This window comes from Pseudomonas sp. ICBG1301 (assembly GCF_016918385.1).
In the GTDB taxonomy this organism is placed as follows: Bacteria; Pseudomonadota; Gammaproteobacteria; order Pseudomonadales; family Pseudomonadaceae; genus Aquipseudomonas; species Aquipseudomonas palleroniana.
Window position 1 is genome coordinate 60,725 of record NZ_JAEKGB010000001.1, and the last position, 19,268, is coordinate 79,992.

General features: G+C 60.3%; 20 protein-coding genes. 19 read left to right on the forward strand and 1 reads right to left on the reverse strand.

Translation table 11 applies throughout. The features are described from left to right. The first annotated feature begins 51 nt into the window (after positions 1-51). From JBE38_RS00305 to glyA, 5 genes are all read left to right on the forward strand, one after another. A complete protein-coding gene (locus tag JBE38_RS00305; protein WP_161549538.1) occupies positions 52-1,257 on the forward strand; it encodes a benzoate/H(+) symporter BenE family transporter in 1,206 nt (401 codons plus the stop codon). After that, positions 1,254-2,426 carry an NAD(P)/FAD-dependent oxidoreductase gene (locus tag JBE38_RS00310; RefSeq protein WP_205343318.1) on the forward strand — a complete coding sequence of 391 codons (1,173 nt, stop codon included), beginning with the start codon at positions 1,254-1,256 and terminating at the stop codon, positions 2,424-2,426. Before JBE38_RS00305 ends, JBE38_RS00310 begins: the two co-directional genes overlap by 4 nt. Positions 2,427-2,455: 29 nt before the next feature. After that, positions 2,456-2,887 carry a Rid family detoxifying hydrolase gene (locus JBE38_RS00315; RefSeq protein WP_090369141.1) on the forward strand — a complete coding sequence of 144 codons (432 nt, stop codon included), beginning with the start codon at positions 2,456-2,458 and terminating at the stop codon, positions 2,885-2,887. 88 nt (positions 2,888-2,975) lie between these two features. After that, positions 2,976-4,229: a threonine synthase gene (thrC, locus tag JBE38_RS00320; RefSeq protein ID WP_205343319.1), complete on the forward strand. Its 1,254-nt coding sequence runs from the start codon at positions 2,976-2,978 to the stop codon at positions 4,227-4,229. A gap of 11 nt (positions 4,230-4,240) precedes the next feature. Beyond that, a complete protein-coding gene (gene glyA, locus JBE38_RS00325) occupies positions 4,241-5,479 on the forward strand; it encodes a serine hydroxymethyltransferase (RefSeq protein WP_090369146.1) in 1,239 nt (412 codons plus the stop codon). A gap of 63 nt (positions 5,480-5,542) precedes the next feature. Here the strand turns inward: glyA and JBE38_RS00330 are convergent, their stop codons facing one another. Then, complete coding sequence (locus tag JBE38_RS00330; protein ID WP_060756274.1) at positions 5,543-7,207, reverse strand: electron transfer flavoprotein-ubiquinone oxidoreductase; 1,665 nt, start codon at positions 7,205-7,207, stop codon at positions 5,543-5,545. A 506-nt stretch (positions 7,208-7,713) separates the two neighbouring features. Between JBE38_RS00330 and JBE38_RS00335 the strand changes: the two genes are divergently transcribed. From JBE38_RS00335 to JBE38_RS00400, 14 genes are all read left to right on the forward strand, one after another. Beyond that, positions 7,714-8,463, forward strand: a complete 750-nt coding sequence (locus tag JBE38_RS00335; protein WP_014719538.1) for an electron transfer flavoprotein subunit beta/FixA family protein — start codon at positions 7,714-7,716, stop codon at positions 8,461-8,463. A 2-nt stretch (positions 8,464-8,465) separates the two neighbouring features. Beyond that, positions 8,466-9,395 (forward strand): electron transfer flavoprotein subunit alpha/FixB family protein, encoded by a 930-nt coding sequence (locus JBE38_RS00340; RefSeq protein ID WP_090369147.1) that lies wholly within the window; start codon positions 8,466-8,468, stop codon positions 9,393-9,395. A gap of 73 nt (positions 9,396-9,468) precedes the next feature. Beyond that, positions 9,469-10,284, forward strand: coding sequence for a substrate-binding periplasmic protein (locus JBE38_RS00345; protein ID WP_205343320.1), 816 nt, complete (start codon positions 9,469-9,471; stop codon positions 10,282-10,284). 9 nt (positions 10,285-10,293) lie between these two features. Beyond that, positions 10,294-10,656, forward strand: coding sequence for a DUF4398 domain-containing protein (locus JBE38_RS00350; RefSeq protein WP_060756272.1), 363 nt, complete (start codon positions 10,294-10,296; stop codon positions 10,654-10,656). Continuing rightward, positions 10,653-11,465: an OmpA family protein gene (locus JBE38_RS00355; protein WP_205343321.1), complete on the forward strand. Its 813-nt coding sequence runs from the start codon at positions 10,653-10,655 to the stop codon at positions 11,463-11,465. The genes JBE38_RS00350 and JBE38_RS00355 overlap by 4 nt, the downstream gene beginning before the upstream one ends. A 184-nt stretch (positions 11,466-11,649) precedes the next feature. After that, positions 11,650-13,089 (forward strand): aminotransferase-like domain-containing protein, encoded by a 1,440-nt coding sequence (locus JBE38_RS00360; protein WP_060756270.1) that lies wholly within the window; start codon positions 11,650-11,652, stop codon positions 13,087-13,089. A gap of 104 nt (positions 13,090-13,193) precedes the next feature. After that, positions 13,194-13,667: a translation initiation factor 2 gene (locus tag JBE38_RS00365; protein ID WP_126870679.1), complete on the forward strand. Its 474-nt coding sequence runs from the start codon at positions 13,194-13,196 to the stop codon at positions 13,665-13,667. A 162-nt stretch (positions 13,668-13,829) separates the two neighbouring features. Beyond that, the gene (locus JBE38_RS00370; protein ID WP_060756268.1) at positions 13,830-14,084 is read left to right on the forward strand and encodes a YkgJ family cysteine cluster protein; all 255 of its coding nucleotides are present in this window, start codon (positions 13,830-13,832) and stop codon (positions 14,082-14,084) included. Between the two features lie 41 nt (positions 14,085-14,125). After that, positions 14,126-14,731, forward strand: a complete 606-nt coding sequence (locus JBE38_RS00375) for an START domain-containing protein (RefSeq protein ID WP_060756267.1) — start codon at positions 14,126-14,128, stop codon at positions 14,729-14,731. A 102-nt stretch (positions 14,732-14,833) separates the two neighbouring features. After that, positions 14,834-15,070 (forward strand): hypothetical protein, encoded by a 237-nt coding sequence (locus JBE38_RS00380; RefSeq protein WP_060756338.1) that lies wholly within the window; start codon positions 14,834-14,836, stop codon positions 15,068-15,070. Positions 15,071-15,283: 213 nt separating this feature from the next. Continuing rightward, the gene (locus JBE38_RS00385) at positions 15,284-15,625 is read left to right on the forward strand and encodes a ribonuclease E inhibitor RraB (RefSeq protein ID WP_060756266.1); all 342 of its coding nucleotides are present in this window, start codon (positions 15,284-15,286) and stop codon (positions 15,623-15,625) included. A gap of 394 nt (positions 15,626-16,019) precedes the next feature. Beyond that, entirely contained in the window at positions 16,020-17,429 is a 1,410-nt protein-coding gene (locus JBE38_RS00390) for a circularly permuted type 2 ATP-grasp protein (RefSeq protein WP_060756265.1), read from the forward strand. A gap of 4 nt (positions 17,430-17,433) precedes the next feature. Beyond that, a complete protein-coding gene (locus JBE38_RS00395; RefSeq protein ID WP_060756264.1) occupies positions 17,434-18,384 on the forward strand; it encodes an alpha-E domain-containing protein in 951 nt (316 codons plus the stop codon). Continuing rightward, a complete protein-coding gene (locus tag JBE38_RS00400) occupies positions 18,381-19,187 on the forward strand; it encodes a transglutaminase family protein (protein WP_205343322.1) in 807 nt (268 codons plus the stop codon). The genes JBE38_RS00395 and JBE38_RS00400 overlap by 4 nt, the downstream gene beginning before the upstream one ends. The last annotated feature ends 81 nt before the right edge of the window (positions 19,188-19,268 follow it).

A 19,268-nucleotide genomic window follows, 5' to 3' on the forward strand; every position in this document is an offset into this window, starting at 1 on the left:
CAATCAATCCACTGATCACTGCGCGACTCCGCCGCGCCAAGTCGAGACATCATGGACACACTCAGAAAGGATCTATCCCTGTCAGCCGTCATTGCGGGCTTCATCGCCGTGATCATTTCGTATGCCGGCCCCTTGATCATCGTGTTTCAGGCGGCCAAGGAAGCGCACCTGCCCAATGACGTGGTGTCTTCATGGATCTGGGCGATTTCCATCGGTAGCGGCATCACCGGTCTGTTCCTGAGCTGGCGCCTGCGGGTACCGGTCATTACTGCATGGTCAACACCGGGGGCGGCGCTGCTGGTGTCGATGCTGCCCACTGTGACCCTGCCGCAGGCTATTGGTGCGTACGTGGTGGCGTCGGTGATCATTGCGCTCGTCGGTTTGTCCGGCGCGTTCGACAAGCTGATGAGTCGCCTGCCCAAAGCGATCGCTGCCGCCATGCTGGCGGGCATTCTGTTTCGCTTTGGCGCTGAACTGTTTACCTCGATCAGGCTGCAGCCGGCGCTGGTGCTGTCGATGATCGCGGCCTACTTGATGTTCAAACGCTTTTCGCCGCGCTACGCCATTCTGTCGGTGTTGATTATCGGGTGTGCCGTAGCCGCCTCGTTTGGCGAGCTCAACAGCGGTGCAATCACCATCGCCGTGGCACATCCGGTGTTTATTGCGCCGGAGTGGAACTGGCACGCGATCATCAATATCGGCCTGCCGCTGGCGCTGGTGACACTGACCGGCCAATACGTGCCGGGCATGGCCGTGTTGCGCACTTCGGGCTACAACACCCCGGCGCGTTCGATCATCTCGGTCACGGCCATCGGTTCGGTCCTGATGGCACCGTTCGGCTCCCACGGCTTCAATCTCGCGGCGATTACCGCCGCCATCTGCACCGGCCGCGAAGCCCATGAAAACCGCGATAAACGCTACATCGCGGGGATCGCATGCGGGGTGTTCTACATCCTGATGGGGACCTTTGGTGCGACCCTGGCTTCCGTGTTTTCCGCACTGCCCAAAGAGTTGATTGCGTCGCTGGCTGGCCTCGCGCTGTTCGGTGCAATCAGTGCCGGGCTCACCGGTGCCATGGCGGACGAGAAACAACGGGAGGCGGCATTGATTACCTTCCTGGTGACGGCGTCGGGCATGAGTTTCCTCGGTCTGGCCGCAGCGTTCTGGGGCCTGATTTTTGGCTTGGTGGCGCACTTCGTGTTGACGTACACCCGGGAAAGCAAAGCTGCCGCATTGGCCGAGGGCAGCCGACCATGAGCGCCTGTTATGACTTTATTGTGGTGGGCGGTGGCATCGCCGGTGTGTCTGCGGCGTATGAGCTGGCGGCCCATGGCAGTGTCTGCCTGCTCGAGCGCGAACAGCAGTTGGCCTATCACACCACCGGCCGCTCGGCGGCCATTTCCATGGAAAGCTATGGCAACCAGCAGATCCGCTCGCTGACCTGTGCTTCCCGGCGTTTTTTCGAGAGCCCGCCCGAAGGCCTGGCCGAACACCCGTTATGGTCGCCACGCGGCGCGTTGATCGTGGCGCAGGCCACGCGAGTGGAGGCACTGACGGCGCGTTTGCGTGCCGTGCTCGAGCAGGTTCCGAGCGCCAGGCTCCTTGACGATAAGCAGGTGCTGGAGCTGGCGCCGTACCTGGCCGAAGGCGTCTGGAGCGCCGGTATCTACGAACCCAGCGCTTTCGATCTGGATGTGCATGGCATTCACGGCGCCTACCTCGGTGGCTTTCGGGCTCGCGGCGGTGTGATCAAGCGTGAGGCCGAGATGGTGCGCGGCGAACATCGTAACGGTCATTGGGCCCTGCATACCGCTGACGGCCAACGGTTGGAAGCGGCCGTCGTGGTCAACGCCGCCGGCGCCTGGGCCGATGAACTCGCCGAGCGCTGCGGTATGGAAAAGGTCGGTGTGCGGCCGCTGCGTCGCACGGTGCTGGCCATTGACCCGCACTGCGACGTACACCACACGCCTTACCTGGGCACCATTGACGAAGATATTTTCATCAAGCCCGAAGCCGGGCGTCTGATCGTTTCGCCCTGTGATGAAAGCCCCTCGCTGCCTTGCGATGCGTTGCCGGAAGAACTGGATCTGGCCATCACGATGGACCGCCTGCAAAGCACAACGCGTTTGCGTCCACGCTCGATCATCAACAAGTGGGCGGGCCTGCGCACTTTTGTCGCTGACCGTTCCCCGGTACTCGGCCAAGACCCGCAGCAAGAAAGCTTTATCTGGCTGGCCGCCCTGGGTGGCTACGGCATTCAGGCTGCGCCGGCCATTGCCCGGTTGTGCAGCCACGCAGCGCTGGGCATCGCCATGCCGGCGGACCTCGCGGCGCTGAAACTCAACTACCAGCATTTTTCCCCGTCTCGCTGCCGTGACGAGGATTTTTCAGGCCTGGCCGTCACACAGGTTGCCGATTTGCACTAACCCCAACCCGCTTAACAAGGAACGTCACCATGCAGACAAATGCTCAGCTCCAGCCTGTCGCCAAGCCTTTCCTGGGCGAAGACAACGTGATTTTCACTGACAAGGCGCCGCTGCCACTGGGGACGTATTCCCAGGGTATCAAGGTCAGTCAAGGGCAAACCATTTACCTCTCGGCGCAGACCCCGGTCTCGGCGTTGAACAATGAGGTGCTGGCCAAGGACTTCGAAGGCCAGTTGCGCCAGACCCTGGACAACTTGCAGCAAATGGCCGAAGCGGCGGGTGGCACCTTGGCGAATGTGGTCAAGGTCACGGCGTTCATCACTGACCTGAGCGAATTTCCGACGCTCAACCGGGTGATGGAGGAGTACTTCACCAAACCCTACCCAGCCCGTACGACCGCCGGCGCCAGTGCCCTGGCACGCAACACCCTGGTTGCCATCGACGCGATCATGGTGGTCTGAAACACCTTGCGTCCGTGAAGTGCCCGCCGGCCCAAAGGGGCCGGCTTCGGCGGGAACCACCCGCACGTCATACTTTCAGGAGGGGGCTATGAATCATTCGTGTAGAGAGTATGTGTTGCAGTGCCTGGTGTGTGATCGCAGCTACCAGCCGCATGAGGTCAGCTACTACTGCCCTCATTGCAAGACTGAAGGGGCGCTCGATGCGCTTTACGACTACCCGACGCTCAAACGCGAATGGTCCAGGGGCCGTCTGGCCCACGATCATGCCCGTGGCATGTGGCGCTATGACCGGTTGATGCCGTTGAGTTCGACGCAATTCATTCCGCCGTTACTGGTGGGGAACACGCCGCTGTATTCGCGCCCGGAGCTGCTCGGCAAGGGGGCGCGGATCAAAGTCTTTATCAAGGATGAATCCCGCCAGCCCACCGGGTCGCTGAAGGATCGCGCCAGTGCCCTGGCTGTGGCCCACGCCATGCAATCCGGCGCACGCACCATCGCGGTGGCAAGCACCGGCAACGCCGCTTCGGCCCTGGCCGGAATGAGCGCCAGCCTGGGCCTGCGCAATGTGATTTACCTGCCCAAGACTGCACCCCGGGAAAAGCTCGCGCAGATGCAAGGCTACGGCGCCGAGATTGTGCTGGTGGACGGCCAATACGACGAAGCCTTCGAACAATGCCTTGACGCCTGCGAAACCCACGGCTGGTACAACCGCACCACCGGAATCAATTCGTACATGAGCGAAGGCAAGAAAACCGTAGCGTTCGAGCTGTGCGAACAGCTCAACTGGCAAGTCCCGGACCTGGTGTTCGTGCCGGTGGGTAATGGCTGCATTCTCGGCTCGGTCTACAAGGGGTTTTTCGACTTGCTGCAGTTGGGCTGGATTGAGCGTATTCCACGCCTGATCGGCGTGCAGGCCGAGCGCAGCAATTTCATGTACCGCGCCTGGCGCAGTGGCCAGCCCATGCAGCAGGTAGAACGCATTGCCCCCACCAGCCTGGCCAGCAGCATCAACGTAGCCCTGCCGCGCGACCGTCTCAAAGCCCTGCGTGCGGTAACCGCCAGCGAGGGTGAGTTCATTTGCGTCAGTGACCCGAGCATTGTCGCCGCCGCTTCCCGGCTAGCCGCCAGTACCGGGGTGTTTCCCGAAGCGGGCGCCGCCAGCGCGTTCGCCGGGCTGCTCAAATATTCAGAGGAGAATCCCGGCACTGCGCAAACTGCCGTGATCCTGATCACCGGCAGCGGCTTGAAAGACACCTCCATTTTTCTATCCGACTCGGCCAAAACCCCGTCACGGGCGCAGTCGCATCCTGTGCCTGCGGCACTGGCCGACGAGTTCACCTGAGGAATCACAGCATGAGCCTGCAAAATTTTGACCCCGCCGTAGCCCGCCTGATCGAGCGTGAGCGCAACCGTCAGGAAACCCACCTGGAACTGATTGCGTCAGAAAACTACGTCAGCGACGAAGTGCTCCAGGCCCAGGGCTCGGTGCTCACCAATAAATATGCCGAGGGCTACCCGGGTAGGCGTTATTACGGCGGATGCGGTGTTGTCGACGAGATCGAAAACCTGGCCATAGAGCGCGCCCGCAAACTGTTCAATTGCGAGTACGTCAACGTCCAGCCGCACTCCGGGTCCCAGGCGAACCAGGCCGTGTTTCTGGCGGTGCTTGAACCGGGTGACGCTATCCTGGGGATGTCCCTGGCCCATGGCGGTCACTTGACGCACGGCGCCTCGGTGAATTTTTCGGGCAAGTTCTACCGGGCGTTTTCCTACGGCCTGGAGCGTGAAACCGAGACTCTCGACTACGCCGAGATGGAAGCGCTGGCCCGAGAACACAAACCGAAGTTGATCATCGCCGGGGCTTCTGCCTATTCGCGAACCATCGATTTCCAGCGTTTTCGCAAGATCTGCGACGAAGTCGGCGCCTACTTGATGGTGGATATGGCGCACTACGCCGGGTTGATCGCGGCGGGGGTGTACCCATCGCCGGTCGGTATCGCCGATTTCATCACCTCCACCACCCACAAGACCTTGCGTGGTCCGCGCGGCGGCTTGATCCTGGCCAAGGCGCAATACGCTGCGCTGCTCGACAAGACCATTTTTCCCGTTTATCAGGGCGGGCCGCTGATGCATGTCATCGCCGCCAAAGCCGTGGCGTTCAATGAGGCGTTAAGCGATGGGTTCAGGCACTACCAGCAACGGGTGATCGACAACGCCCGCACCATGGCCGGCATTCTCACGCGCCGTGGTTTGCGCGTGGTGTCCGGTGGCACCGATTGCCATATGTTCCTGCTCGATCTGCGCTCGATGAACATCACCGGCAAAGATGCCGAGGCGTTGCTGGAGAGCGCCCACATCACACTGAACAAGAATGCGATCCCTGATGACCCGCAGAAACCGGCGGTCACCAGCGGCATTCGCATCGGCACGCCGGCGCTGACCACTCGTGGCTTTGGCGAAGCGGAGTGCGCCGAAGTGGCGAACCTTATCGCTGACTTGCTGGAGCAGCCCAATAACGCGGCGCTGCTGGATAAGACTCGGCGCCGGGTGATGCATTTGTGTGAATGTTTTCCGGTGTATCTGTTGCGCTGATACTTTGTTGCGCTGATAAAAAAAGCCAACGCCGAAGGGCGTTGGCTTTCTTATGCGGCTGGCTTACATATTCGGGTAAGTCGGCCCACCCGCGCCTTCCGGCGTTACCCATGTGATGTTCTGCGAAGGGTCCTTGATGTCACAGGTCTTGCAGTGCACGCAGTTCTGGGCGTTGATCTGGAAGCGCTTCTCGCCGTCTTCCTGGGTGATCACTTCATACACGCCCGCCGGGCAGTAGCGTTGCGCCGGTTCATCGTAGAGCGGCAGGTTGGTGCCGATCGGGATGCTCGGGTCCTTGAGCTTCAAGTGGCACGGTTGCTCTTCTTCGTGGTTGGTACCGGAGATGAACACCGAGCTCAGCTTGTCGAAGCTCAGCTTGCCGTCGGGTTTCGGGTAGTCGATTTTCTTGCTGTCCTTGGCGAGCTTGAGGCAGGCGTAGTCCGGCTTGGTGTCGTGCAGGGTGAACGGCATTTTGCCGCCGAGTATATTCTGGTCGAACCAGTTGAAGCCGGCACCGAGGATCGGGCCGAACTTGTGCATCGCCGGGCCGAAATTGCGGCTGGCGAACAGTTCTTCGTAGAGCCAGCTGGACTTGAAGCTGTCGACGTAAGCGGTCAGTTCATCGCCGCCTTCGGATTCGGCGAACAGACGGTCGGCCACGGCGTCGGCGGCGAGCATGCCGGACTTCATCGCGGTGTGGCTGCCTTTGATCTTGGCGAAGTTCAGGGTACCGAGGTCGCAACCGATCAGCGCGCCACCTTTGAAGACCATCTTCGGCAGCGAGTTCAGGCCGCCTTTGCAGATGGCACGGGCGCCGTAGCTGATGCGCTTGCCGCCTTCGAGGTACTGGGCCAGCACCGGGTGGTGCTTGAGGCGCTGGAATTCATCGAAGGGCGACAGGAAGGTGTTGCTGTAGGACAGGTCGACAATAAGGCCGACAACCACCTGGTTGTTCTCCAGGTGATAGAGGAACGAGCCGCCAGTGTTTTCGGCGCTCATGATGTCCAGCGGCCAACCGGCGGTGTGCACCACCAGGCCAGGTTGATGCTTGGCTGGGTCGATTTCCCAGATTTCCTTCAGGCCGATGCCGTAGTGCTGCGCGTCGGCATCGCTGTCCAGGTTGAAGCGCTTGATCAGTTGCTTGCCGATGTGGCCACGGCAACCCTCGGCGAACAGCGTGTACTTGCCGCGCAGTTCCATGCCTGGGGTGTAGACGCCTTCTTTCGGATGGCCTTCGCGGTCGACGCCGAGGTCGCCGGTGATGATCCCGCGGACCACGCCATTTTCGTCGAACAGCGCTTCCTGGGCGGCGAAGCCTGGGTAGACTTCAACGCCCAGGTTCTCGGCCTGCTGGGCCAGCCATCGGCACAGGTTGCCCAGGGAGATGATGTAGTTGCCTTCGTTGTGCATGGTCTTGGGCACAAAGAAGTCGGGCACCTTGGTGGAGGTTTCGGGGCTGCGCAGTACATAGATGTCATCGCGCACCACGGGGGTGTTGAGCGGGGCACCGAGTTCCTTCCAGTCCGGGAACAGTTCGTTCAGGGCACGTGGTTCGAACACGGCACCGGAGAGGATGTGGGCGCCGACTTCGGAGCCTTTCTCGACCACGCAGACGCTGATTTCTTTACCGGCTTCGGTGGCCTTCTGCTTCAGTCGGCAGGCGGCAGACAGGCCCGCCGGGCCGGCGCCGACGATGACCACGTCGAATTCCATGTATTCGCGTTCCACAGGCTATCTCCTACTCAAGGCTCAACAGGCTTTTTTTTCTAATGGGTGGAGGTTTCGGTGACGTCTGGCGCCTAGGCCTGACCCACCTTGCTCTCTAGGTGGCGCATTATATATAGACCACTGTCAGCGTCCAATACAAACGTTTGTTTGAATTGCTTGGAAGCTAGGTAAATCAAAGCAACGCGGCTTATGACAGGCTATTTTGGCGTATTGACCAGAATAGGCGTTCCGGTCAATATACGGTCGGTTTTGCGCTTACCGTAGGCAGACTGCAGGTTTCAAGAGCACGTCCAAAGGCAGGAAAGGTGAAGCGTGCCTCAGCGATGGCGCGCAGTTTACACGCTGCGATAAAGAATGACCTCCCGGTCACCACTGACGAACGGTCATCGCTATCCCATTGTCGTGCCATCTCTGCCGTCTTTGGAGGTGCCCTTGTGTGCCGATGAGCATCAACCGCCAGGTTCGCCTAGGCGACTTTCTTTTCACCGGAGAGTAACGAGGAATCCATGAAGGTTCTTGTAGCTGTCAAACGCGTTGTCGATTACAACGTGAAAGTTCGCGTCAAGGCGGACAATTCCGGCGTCGACCTCGCTAACGTCAAAATGTCGATGAACCCTTTCTGCGAAATCGCCGTGGAAGAAGCCGTGCGCCTGAAAGAGAAAGGCGTGGCGACTGAAATCGTGGTGGTTTCCATCGGCCCGACCACTGCTCAAGAGCAGTTGCGTACCGCCCTGGCACTGGGCGCCGACCGCGCCATCCTGGTCGAGTCCGCTGAAGAGCTGACTTCCCTGGCCGTTGCCAAGTTGCTCAAAGCCGTTGTCGACAAGGAACAGCCTCAGCTGGTGATCCTTGGCAAACAGGCCATCGACAGCGACAACAACCAGACTGGCCAGATGCTGGCTGCACTGACCGGTTACGGCCAGGGCACCTTCGCCTCCAAAGTCGAAGTGAGCGGCGACAGCGTAGCGGTCACCCGTGAAATCGACGGCGGTGCACAGACGGTTTCCCTGAAACTGCCGGCCATCGTCACCACCGACCTGCGTTTGAACGAGCCGCGCTACGCGTCGCTGCCAAACATCATGAAAGCCAAGAAGAAGCCGCTTGAAACGCTGACTCCGGATGCTTTGGGCGTTTCCACCGCCTCCACCAACAAGACTGTCAAAGTCGAAGCACCGGCTGCACGCAGCGCGGGCATCAAGGTCAAGTCGGTGGCTGAACTGGTCGAGAAACTGAAAAACGAAGCGAAGGTAATCTAATCATGACTATCTTGGTAATCGCTGAACACGACAACAAAGTGCTGGCCCCGGCCACTCTGAACACCGTGGCTGCCGCTGCGAAAATCGGTGGTGATATCCACGTACTGGTCGCAGGCCAGGGCGCTGGTGCCGTAGCTGAAGCCGCCGCGAAAATCGCGGGCGTGAGCAAAGTCCTGAACGCTGACAATGCCGCCTACGCGCATCAGCTGCCGGAAAACGTTGCTCCGCTGGTTGCAGAACTGGGCAAGGGCTACAGCCACATCCTGGCTGCCGCGACCTCCAACGGCAAAAACATCCTGCCACGCGTTGCCGCGCAGCTGGACGTTGACCAGATCTCCGAGATCATCTCGGTAGAAAGCGCTGACACTTTCAAGCGCCCGATCTACGCCGGTAACGCTATCGCGACCGTACAGTCCAACGCCTCGGTCAAGGTCATCACCGTGCGTGCCACCGGTTTCGACCCGGTTGCCGCAGAAGGGGGCTCGGCTGCCATTGAAGCCGTTGCCGCTGCCCACGACGCCGGTACTTCCAGCTTTGTTGGCGAAGAGCTGGCCAAGTCGGACCGTCCTGAGCTGACCGCTGCCAAGATCGTCGTTTCCGGCGGCCGTGGCATGCAGAACGGTGACAACTTCAAGCACCTGTACGCGCTGGCCGACAAGCTGGGCGCGGCGGTCGGCGCTTCCCGCGCTGCCGTCGACGCAGGTTTCGTACCCAACGACATGCAGGTCGGCCAGACCGGCAAGATCGTTGCGCCGCAGCTGTACATCGCCGTCGGTATCTCCGGTGCGATCCAGCACTTGGCGGGTATGAAAGACTCCAAAGTGATCGTTGCGATCAACAAGGACGAAGAAGCCCCGATCTTCCAGGTGGCTGATTACGGCCTGGTGGCGGACTTGTTCGAAGCAGTGCCTGAGCTGGAGAAGCTGGTCTAATCCAGCGGCTTCACTTATAAAGAGCCCGGTCCTTGTGACCGGGCTTTTTTTTGACTATTCGGAGAGCTTCGCCATGGAACTGCGCCCCTGGGTGGTACTGCTGGGCCTCACGCTGCTGCCAAGCGTGGCGCTGGCCGCCGGCAAGTGTGAGCGCCTGGTGATTACCGGCAGCCCGGACGCACCGCCCTTGTTGTGGCGCGATCCCCAGGACCCGACGCACCTGATCGGCGCCACCGCCGACGTGCTGCAACAAGTCGGCAAGGACCTTGGCCTGAAAATCGACCTGCTCTACGGCGGCAAACGCTCCCTGGCCCTGGATGAGGTGCGCAGCGGGCGCATGGACCTGCTTGCCGATGCGCCGCTGAACCTGGGCGAGTTGGAAACCCTTGATTACATCCACCCGGCGTTGGTGCAGATCGATTACCTGGTCTGGACCCGCAAGGACTCGCCCCTGGTCTACACCACGGCCGCCGACCTGCACGGCCATAAAGGCGCGGTGTCGGAACGTGCCCGCCTGAGTGCAGGCCTGGAAACGTTCGCGGGCCAGCAGTTGACCCTGCAACGCTTGCCCAGCCTGACGCCGGCCTTCCAGAAATTGCTGCTCGGGGAAGTGGACTACGTCATTGCCGGGCGCTATTCCGGGATGGCCATGGCCCAGAGTCTGGGCATGAGCAACGATCTGGTTGCGCGCGAAACCCCGGTCGACCAGCCCGGATTGTACTTGGCGGTTTCCCACAACTCGGCCTGCAATGATCCGTGGCTGCGCGGACAGCTGGCCAAAAAGATGACAGAATTGCCCACGTCCGACGTCGCGCACACCGCGCTGCAGCGCAATCTTGAGCGCTGGAAAGCGCAACTGCAGCAACCCGTCGGCACCTCAGCAAAGTAAGGATTTACCGTGACTCTTCGACCTTTTTTCGCGGCCCTCGCCGTTGTCGCTTTGGCGGGATGTGCCGCTGATCCTGCGCCGAATGAACAGATTCGCCTCACCCAGCAAGCCTTGGAACAAGCCAGCGCCGTGGGTGCCAATACCGATGAATCACCTGACCTGAAACTGGCAGAAGACAAGTTCGCCAAGGCCAAGGCTGATATGGCCAGCCAATCCTATAAGGATGCACGCATGCAGGCCGAACAGGCCGAGCTGGACGCGCGCCTTGCCGAAGCGCGGATTCTGACTCGCAAAAGCCAGGAGCAACTGAACGTGCTCAACACCCGCATCACTCGCCTGCGCAAGCAATTGCAGTTGGGAGAAGCCCAATGAGCCCGATCATCCGTGGTTTGAGTTGTGCTCTGTTGCTGGGCAGTGCCGCCTTGGGTGGTTGTGCCAGCCAGCCTAACAGCGAGCAGGCGTTGCAGCAGGCCGGCAGTGACTTCCAGAAGGTCAAGGAAGATGCCAATGTGCTGCGTTTCGCGCCTAAAGACGTGATTCGTGCCGGTGAGTCGCTGGCCCGCGCCGACCGCCTGTCCAGTTATTGGGGCAGCGGTGCCGACGTGGTGCACTACGCCTACCTGAGCCAGCGCTACAGCGCGATCGCCCGTGAGCATACCGAGCAGGGGCTCAACGCCGAGCGCGGCACCAAGCTCGAACTGGAACGCCAGCGCCTGCAATTGGCCCTGCGGGAAAATAAACTGGCCAGCGTGCAGCAGCAGGGCAAGTGGGTTGAAGCACAGATCGCCAGCCTCACCACCCAGACCGACCGGGGCCTGGTGATGACCCTGGGGGATGTGCTGTTTGATACCGGCGAAGCTGAACTGCAGAACTCGGCCAGCCGCACAGTGCTGAAAATTGTGCAGTTCCTGCAACTGAACCCCAAGCGTCGGGTGCGCGTCGAGGGCTACACCGACAACACCGGGGGCGAGCAGGAGAACCTGAAACTGTCCCGCGACCGTGCTCAATCGGTGGCAGACCTGTTGATTGACCTGGGTATCGATGACAACCGTATCGAGGTCGAGGGTTATGGCGACCAGTACCCGGTGGAAGCCAATGCCTCCGAGCGTGGCCGCGCACTGAACCGCCGGGTGGAAATTGTATTTTCGGACGAAAAGGGCCAACTGGGCGCCGCTCGCTGAGAACTCGCCTCCAATGAAACTGTAGGAGCGAGCTTGCTCGCTCCTACACGCGACACCCCCCTACAGTTTTTGCTGTCACTCCCGCCTGCGCTCGACTATTGTGGCAACTGTCCCCGTACACTTCTAAACTGTGCCGGTATGTTTCACACAAAAATAAAATACCCGTGAAATCGAGTGCTGCGTCATGACCAATCTGTTGCTTTACCAACGTATTGCCCAGCAACTGGCTGAGGACATCCGGCGCGGTGTTTATCAACCGGGAGAGCGCGTGCCGTCGGTGCGCAAGATGAGCTCCCAGCTCAACGTCAGCCATGCCACCGTGTTGCAGGCTTACGCCAACCTGGAAGACCAGGGGCTGATCCGCGCGCGGCCGCAGTCGGGCTACTACGTGCACCAGACACCTGCGCTGACGGCGCCCACGCCGGACATCGCACGGGTTGAGCGCCCAGGGTTGGTCACCCGCAGCAGCATCATTCAGCAGGTATTGGTCGAGTCGCGCCGCGAAGGTGTATTTCCGTTGGGCGCTGCGGTGCCGAGCGTCGACTACCTGCCGGTACGCGCACTGCACCAGCAGTTGGCCAAGGTCACGCGCTTCCAGAGCCCGCGGGCGTTCAGCTACATGTTCAGCCCCGGTTTCGAACCGCTGCGCCGCCAGGTGGCGATTCGCATGCGCGACGCCGGCGTAGTGGTGGATCCCTCCGAAGTGGTGATCACCCACGGCTGTGTGGATGCCTTGCAGATGTCATTGCGTGTGCTCACGCGGCCCGGCGACCTGATCGCGGCTGAATCGCCCACTTATTATGGGTTGCTGCAACTGGCCGATCTGCTGGGCCTCAAGGTCATCGAGATCCCCAGCGACCCCGCCACCGGCATGAGCCTGGAAGCCCTGCAACTGGCGGCGAACCAATGGTCGATCAAGGCCCTGGTATTGACCACCCGCCTGAGCAACCCCTTGGGCGCGACCATGCCGGAAGAGCGGCAGAAGCAGTTACTGCGCCTGGCCTCGGATTTCGATATCCAGATTGTCGAAGACGATATCTACGGCGAACTGATGTTCGAGGTCGGTCGCACCAAGGCCCTCAAAGCCTATGACCGCCTGGATCGAGTGATCTACTGCTCAAGTTTTTCCAAGACATTATCGCCCGGTGTGCGAATCGGCTGGATGATCGCCGGCAAGTACCAGCAGGAAATCCAGCGCTTGCAGATGTTCAGCACCCATTCCGCCTGCAGCGTCACCCAGATGGGCGTTGCCGCTTACCTGGAGAACGGTGGTTACGACCGGCATCTGCGCTACATCCGCCAGGAATACCGTAAGAATCTCAGCGCGTTCCAGCTGGCCGTGCAGCAGTATTTCCCGGAAGGCACGCAAATGACCCGCCCAACCGGCGGCTTTATCCTGTGGGTCAGTTTGCCGGGGCGGGTCAATACCCAGGAACTGCACGTGCGTGCCTTGCAACAGGGCATCAGCATTGCACCTGGGGTGATTTTCAGTAATACGGAACAGTTCAACCACTGTATTCGCCTCAACTGTGGGACGCCGTGGAACCGCGAGGCGGAGCGGGCACTGATGACTCTGGGCATGCTTGCCAGCCAGTTGTGCCAGGAAACGGCGGCAGGCTTTTGAGGCGTAGAAAGGGGACAGTTCGCCTGCATGGCTGATCACCGCGCTTGTCATGCCATGCACAACAAGCGAGCATATGGCTTTCTGCCGTTAATGCTGTTGGCGATATGACCTCTATTTTTCGCGCTGTCTGGATGATTGGCCTGTTTGTCCTGTGTAACGCTGGCGCCGTGCTGGCCGCGTCGCCCGTGACTGAAACCAAGCCCGCCGCCCAGACTCAACAGAAGACGCCAGCGAAAAAAGCGACCCCCGTTAAAAAGAAAGCCGCGCCAGTAAAGAAGCGTGCACCGATTGCCAGCAAATCCAAGTCGGCCCACGAAGTGGCCCAGACCAAGTTGCCACCGGCACAGTTGGACCTGTCTTTACCTACGGACATGGTGCGGCACTTGCAGCCGATCGGCACCATGCCCAAGCCCAAGAGCGTGCCATTGTTGCCACCGATGTTTGGCGAAAAGCCAACCGATAACAGTGCGTTCCAGATCAATGGCCGCTTGCTCAGCAACGAGATGAAGCTGCAATTGCGCAACGAAGAGCGGCGTGAAGTGGAAGGCGCAGCGCTGGATTTCGAATTCAAGCAGTAAACTTTTCCCTCGGACGTGACGCTTGCCCTCGACCATCTGTCGCAGACTGGTCAGTCACTTTTGTTTTGCGCGAAAAACCCCTGTTGGACCATTTTAAAACGGCTGTTTTAGGGCGTACTCTAGCCCGGCCACCCCTATTGAGCCGTCGAGGACCTGTTGGTCATGAAATGCCGTGAAGGCTGTGGCGCTTGCTGCATCGCCCCCTCCATCAGTTCACCGCTGCCGGGAATGCCCAACGGCAAACCTGCGGGAGAACGCTGTGTGCACTTGTCGGTCGAACAGCTATGCCTGCTGTTCGGCCGCCCGGAGCGCCCGGCGGTGTGCAGTGATTTCAAGGCGGATATCGAAGTCTGCGGCAACGACCAGGCCGATGCGATCCGGCTGATTGGCTGGTGGGAGCAGATGACGGCGGCTTGATGGGCTTTACTATTGGAACTTCAACAATAAGGAATACAACAATGGGTTCACTGAAACGAATGGCTGTGTTGTGCGGTTTTACAGTGTTGTTCGCTGCCACTGCCCAGGCGGAAGACTGGCAGGTTGCCAAGGACGAAGACGGTATCAAAGTGTCCTTGAGCGAAATTGCCGGCTCCAAGTACAAGGCTTATCGCGGTGTCACCGTGATCAAGGCCCCAGTCGCCAAGATCCAGGCTCTGCAGGAAGACGTGGCGGGCGCCTGCTCATGGATCCATGAGTGCAAATCGCAGAAGCTGGTCGATAAGAAAGGTGACGAAAGCTGGACCTACACCCAATTCAAGGCCCCGTTCCCGGTGACTGACCGCGATTCCTACCTGCATATCACGACGACCAAGGCGGCCGACGGCACGCTGACGCGTAAACTGGAAGGTGTGCCAACCTACAAGCCTGAAGAAAAAGGCTACGTTCGAGTCGCCCAGGTCGATGGCTTCTGGAAGCTCGTTCCCAAAGGCGACAACCAGACCGAAGTGACCTACCAGGTGCACACCGAGCCTGGCGGCAGTGTGCCGTCGTGGCTGGCCAACAAGTTCGTGGTGGACGCCCCGTTCAAGACCTTGAAAGCCTTGAAAGAACACGCTGAAAAATAAGCACAGCCGATCGGTGCCTGCGACCTTGAGTGGAACATTTGCCAAGCCCTCAAGGTCCAGATGGATGTGAGCCCACACTTGGGTTTTATCGAGGAAGCACCGATGCAAAAGTGGCAGATTACCTTTGTTGATGACCACGGCGTGAAGTCCGTGGAGCAGTTCGATTGCACGCAAAAGCCCAGCCTCGAAGAGGCGGCGCACATGATCCGCAGCAAGCTGGTGCCGGTAGCCGCCGAACTCGACCTCAATGACCTTGAAGGACGCCAGCCTGAGCCTACGGTCAAGATCCTCAAAGACCAGAACAGCATCCAGATCCTCGACATCTCACCGGCTGCCTGAACAATCCCTGTAACTCATTCAACCCCCTCTGGTAGAGGTGATAGCTTCGCGCTACTCTGCAAACGAGATCAGCGAATGAATCGCTAAGGTCTGGTCTTGTCAGCTACATGCTTGTTTTCCAGCGGTGTTGTTATTGCCGTAGTACCTGCGCCAGTAGGGCGCAGGCTTCGGGAAGCACGGAAAGTCTATCCATCGGTTTGAGGAGGACGTTTCATGAGCACAGCCTATCAAGAAGATATCAGCACCCATGTTCTGCGCCGCATGAAAGAAGGCGGCTTTGACTTCTCGCGTTTTCACCCCATCGAGTTCTACGCCATTTTCCCGGATGAGGAACGGGCGCGCCGGGCTGCGGGTCGATTTCGTGGGGAATCGCTGAATGCCCAGGTCAGCGCGCGCGACGATGGCGCGTGGTACTTGGAACTGAGCAAAATCATGTCCGCAACCTACGACGGCATAGGAGACTTCGAACAAGACTTTGAAGCGGTGGTCGAGCCGCTGGGCGGGATCATCGAGGGATGGGGCGTGAAGCAGGAGGTGCGTGGATTACCCATGTAGTTGCATAGAGTCTCAGCGTATCGGCTGACCTTCGGGTCGGCCGATTTTGTTTGTGCCGTCTGAAAATGTGTGGAACTTGCGCGGTACTTTCTCAGCCTCAAAAAAAAGCCACCCGACAAGGGTGGCCTAAAGGGAAGAGCGGAGCGCTGAAGGCAGTTCAGCAGATGGGGCGATTATCCCTGGGGGCAGCCGGGCAATGAAATCAACTCTGGCTATGCTGTTGATAGCCAAAGCCCGCATTGGGATGAAGCGTGACGCAAGGCGGCGGGCATTCTGCGCACCAGGACGGTGCGGTTAGATTCCGCTGCTTATCCAACTCACTGATTTATAAGTGTTTATGCCGATGGCACGGGCCTTGCGAAGGTTCTTGCGTCCGGGGGACAAGGAGTACGGCATGATCCGCACTTATTACGACGAGATGTACGATGGGGCAGGGCAGGTCCGTCCCCATTACCGCGAATTCGCCCGCTGGTTGGCTGAAACGCCCGCCGAGCTGTTGGCCCAGCGCCGGCGGGAGGCCGATTTGCTGTTTCACCGCGCCGGGATCACGTTCACCCTGTATGGGGACGAGCAGGGCACCGAGCGCCTGATTCCCTTCGATACAATCCCGCGCAGCATACCGGCCAGCGAGTGGCGCACGGTCGAGCGTGGCTGCATTCAGCGAGTCAAGGCGTTGAACATGTTCCTCGCCGACCTGTATCACGACCAACGCATCATCAAGGCCGGGATCATTCCCGCTGAACAGGTATTGGCCAACGAGCAATACCAACTGGCGATGCAGGGGTTGAACCTGCACCGCGATCTGTATTCCCACATCTCCGGCGTCGACCTTGTACGCGATGGCGACGGTACCTACTACGTGCTGGAAGACAACCTGCGTACGCCGAGCGGTGTCAGCTACATGCTCGAAGATCGCAAGATGATGATGCGCCTGTTCCCCGAACTGTTCGCGGCCCAGCGCATTGCTCCGATCGATCATTATCCGAACCTGCTGCTCGATACCCTCAAAAGCTCAAGCCCGCTGGATAACCCGAGCGTGGTGGTGTTGACGCCAGGGCGTTTCAACAGCGCATTCTTCGAACATGCGTTCCTGGCCCGCGAGATGGGCGTGGAACTGGTGGAGGGGGCCGACCTGTTTGTGCGCGATGATCGCGTGTTCATGCGCACCACCGACGGCCCCAAGGCGGTGGATGTGATCTACCGCCGCCTCGACGACGCATTCCTCGACCCGTTGGCGTTCAACCCCGAGTCCATGCTGGGTGTGCCCGGCCTGCTCGCCGCCTATCGTTCGGGCAACGTGGTACTGGCCAATGCCATCGGTACGGGGGTGGCGGATGACAAGTCGGTGTACCCCTTCGTCACCGAGATGATCCGTTTTTATCTGGATGAAGAACCCATCCTGAAGAATGTTCCGACGTACCAGTGTCGTAAGCCTGACGAACTATCCCACGTGCTGGCCAACCTGCCGGACTTGGTGGTGAAGGAAACCCAAGGCTCCGGCGGCTACGGCATGCTGGTCGGCCCGGCGTCTACCGCGGCGGAAATCGAAGCCTTTCGCGCCCGCATCAAAGCCAAGCCCCACGCCTATATCGCCCAACCAACGCTGTGTTTATCCACGTGCCCGACCTTTGTCGAAAACGGTATCGCACCGCGCCATATCGACCTGCGTCCCTTCGTGTTATCCGGCAAGGAAACCCGCGTGGTGCCCGGCGGCTTGACCCGTGTGGCGCTGCGTGAAGGTTCGCTGGTGGTCAACTCGTCCCAGGGTGGCGGCACCAAAGACACCTGGGTGGTCGAGGACTGATGCCATGTTGAGTAGAACTGCCTCGGATTTGTACTGGATGTCGCGCTATCTGGAACGTGCGGAAAACCTCGCACGCATGCTCGACGTCAGCTATTCGCTGTCGCTGATGCCTCAAGACGGGCACGGTGACGGTCTGCATGAACTGGCCATGCCGTTGCTGATCACCGGCACCCTGGAGGATTACCGTGAACGCCACGGCGAACTGCATGCCGAACACCTGCTGCACTTTTTTGCGCTGGACGCGGCCAACCCGGCCAGCATCTACAGTTGTCTCGGCGCCGCGCGGGCCAGCGCCCATGCGGTGCGTGGGCGAATTACCGCCGACATGTGGGAAAACATCAACGCCACCTGGCTGGATATTCGCGACATCGCCCAGCAAGGCTTGAGCCATTACGGCATGAGCCGGTTTTGCGAGTGGGTCAAGGAGCGTTCGCACCTGTTCCGGGGCGCCACTTACGGCACCATCATGCGTAACGACGCCTTTCGCTTTATCCGCCTGGGCACCTTCATCGAGCGTGCCGACAACACCCTGCGCCTGCTGGACGCACGTTATGAAATGGCCGGCGACCAGGCCGCCGCCGTCAGCGACGGCACAGCCCACGCCTACTACCAGTGGAGCGCCTTGCTGCGTGCGTTATCGTCGTTCGAGGCCTACACCGAAATCTATCGCGACGCGCCCGGCGCCCGGCAAGTGGCCGAGTTGTTGCTGTTACGCGCTGATGTCCCACGCTCGCTGCGCGCCTGCAGCGAAGAGATCGACCAGATCCTCGCCAGCCTGCCCGGCCTCAACGGGCGACCGGCCCAGCGCCTGGCCGCCGAAATGGACGCACGCCTGCGCTTTACCGCCATCGATGAAATCCTTGAGGAAGGCCTACACGCCTGGCTGACCGACTTTATCCCTTTGGTCCGCCAGTTGGGCGACGCCATCTACAGCTCCTACCTGGAGGCCGCATGAGACTCTCCCTCAGCCACGAAACCACCTACCACTATGAAGACCCGGTGCGCGCCAGTATCCAGTACCTGCGCCTCACGCCCCATGACAGCGAGCGCCAGCACGTCATCAGTTGGCAGCTAGACCTGCCACGCCCGGTGCGCGCACAGGTCGATCCGTTCGGCAATATCCTGCATGTGCTGACGCTGGACGAACCCCACGACGCGGTCATCATCGGTGCCCGTGGCCAGGTGGATATCGATGAGTTACGCGAGGCTGAACACGAGAGCCAGTCGGCTTTCCCGTTCCTGCGCAGCACGCGCCTGACCGAACCCGACGAAGCGTTGCGCAGCTTTGCCGAGCAGCACTGCCGGCAACGTCGCGACCGCAGCGCGTTGATCGACCTGATGTACGCGCTCAACCAGTCGATGGTCTACACGCCGGGTGCAACCGCAGTCGACACCAGTGCCGCCGAGGCTTTCGCCGGACGGGCAGGCGTATGCCAGGACCATACCCACGCGTTCCTGGCCTGCGCACGCAGCCTGGGGATTGCGGCGCGATATGTGTCGGGGTATCTGTACACCGAAGACAGCACGCACCTGGCCAGCCACGCCTGGGCTGAAGCCTGGCTGGATGACGCCTGGTACAGCTTTGACGTGACCAACCAACTGGCGCGGCCGGAGCGGCATTTGAAACTGGCCGTGGGCCTGGATTACCTGGATGCCTGCCCGGTACGTGGCATGCGTCGGGGCGGCGGGCATGAACAGATGCATGCCAAGGTGTTATGCATGGCGCCGGCCCCGGTGATCGCTGTCCAGCAGCAATAATGCAATGTGGGAGGGGGCTTGCTCCCGATAGGCGGTTGCCAGTCAGTTATTGTTAGCTGACCCACCGCTATCGGGAGCAAG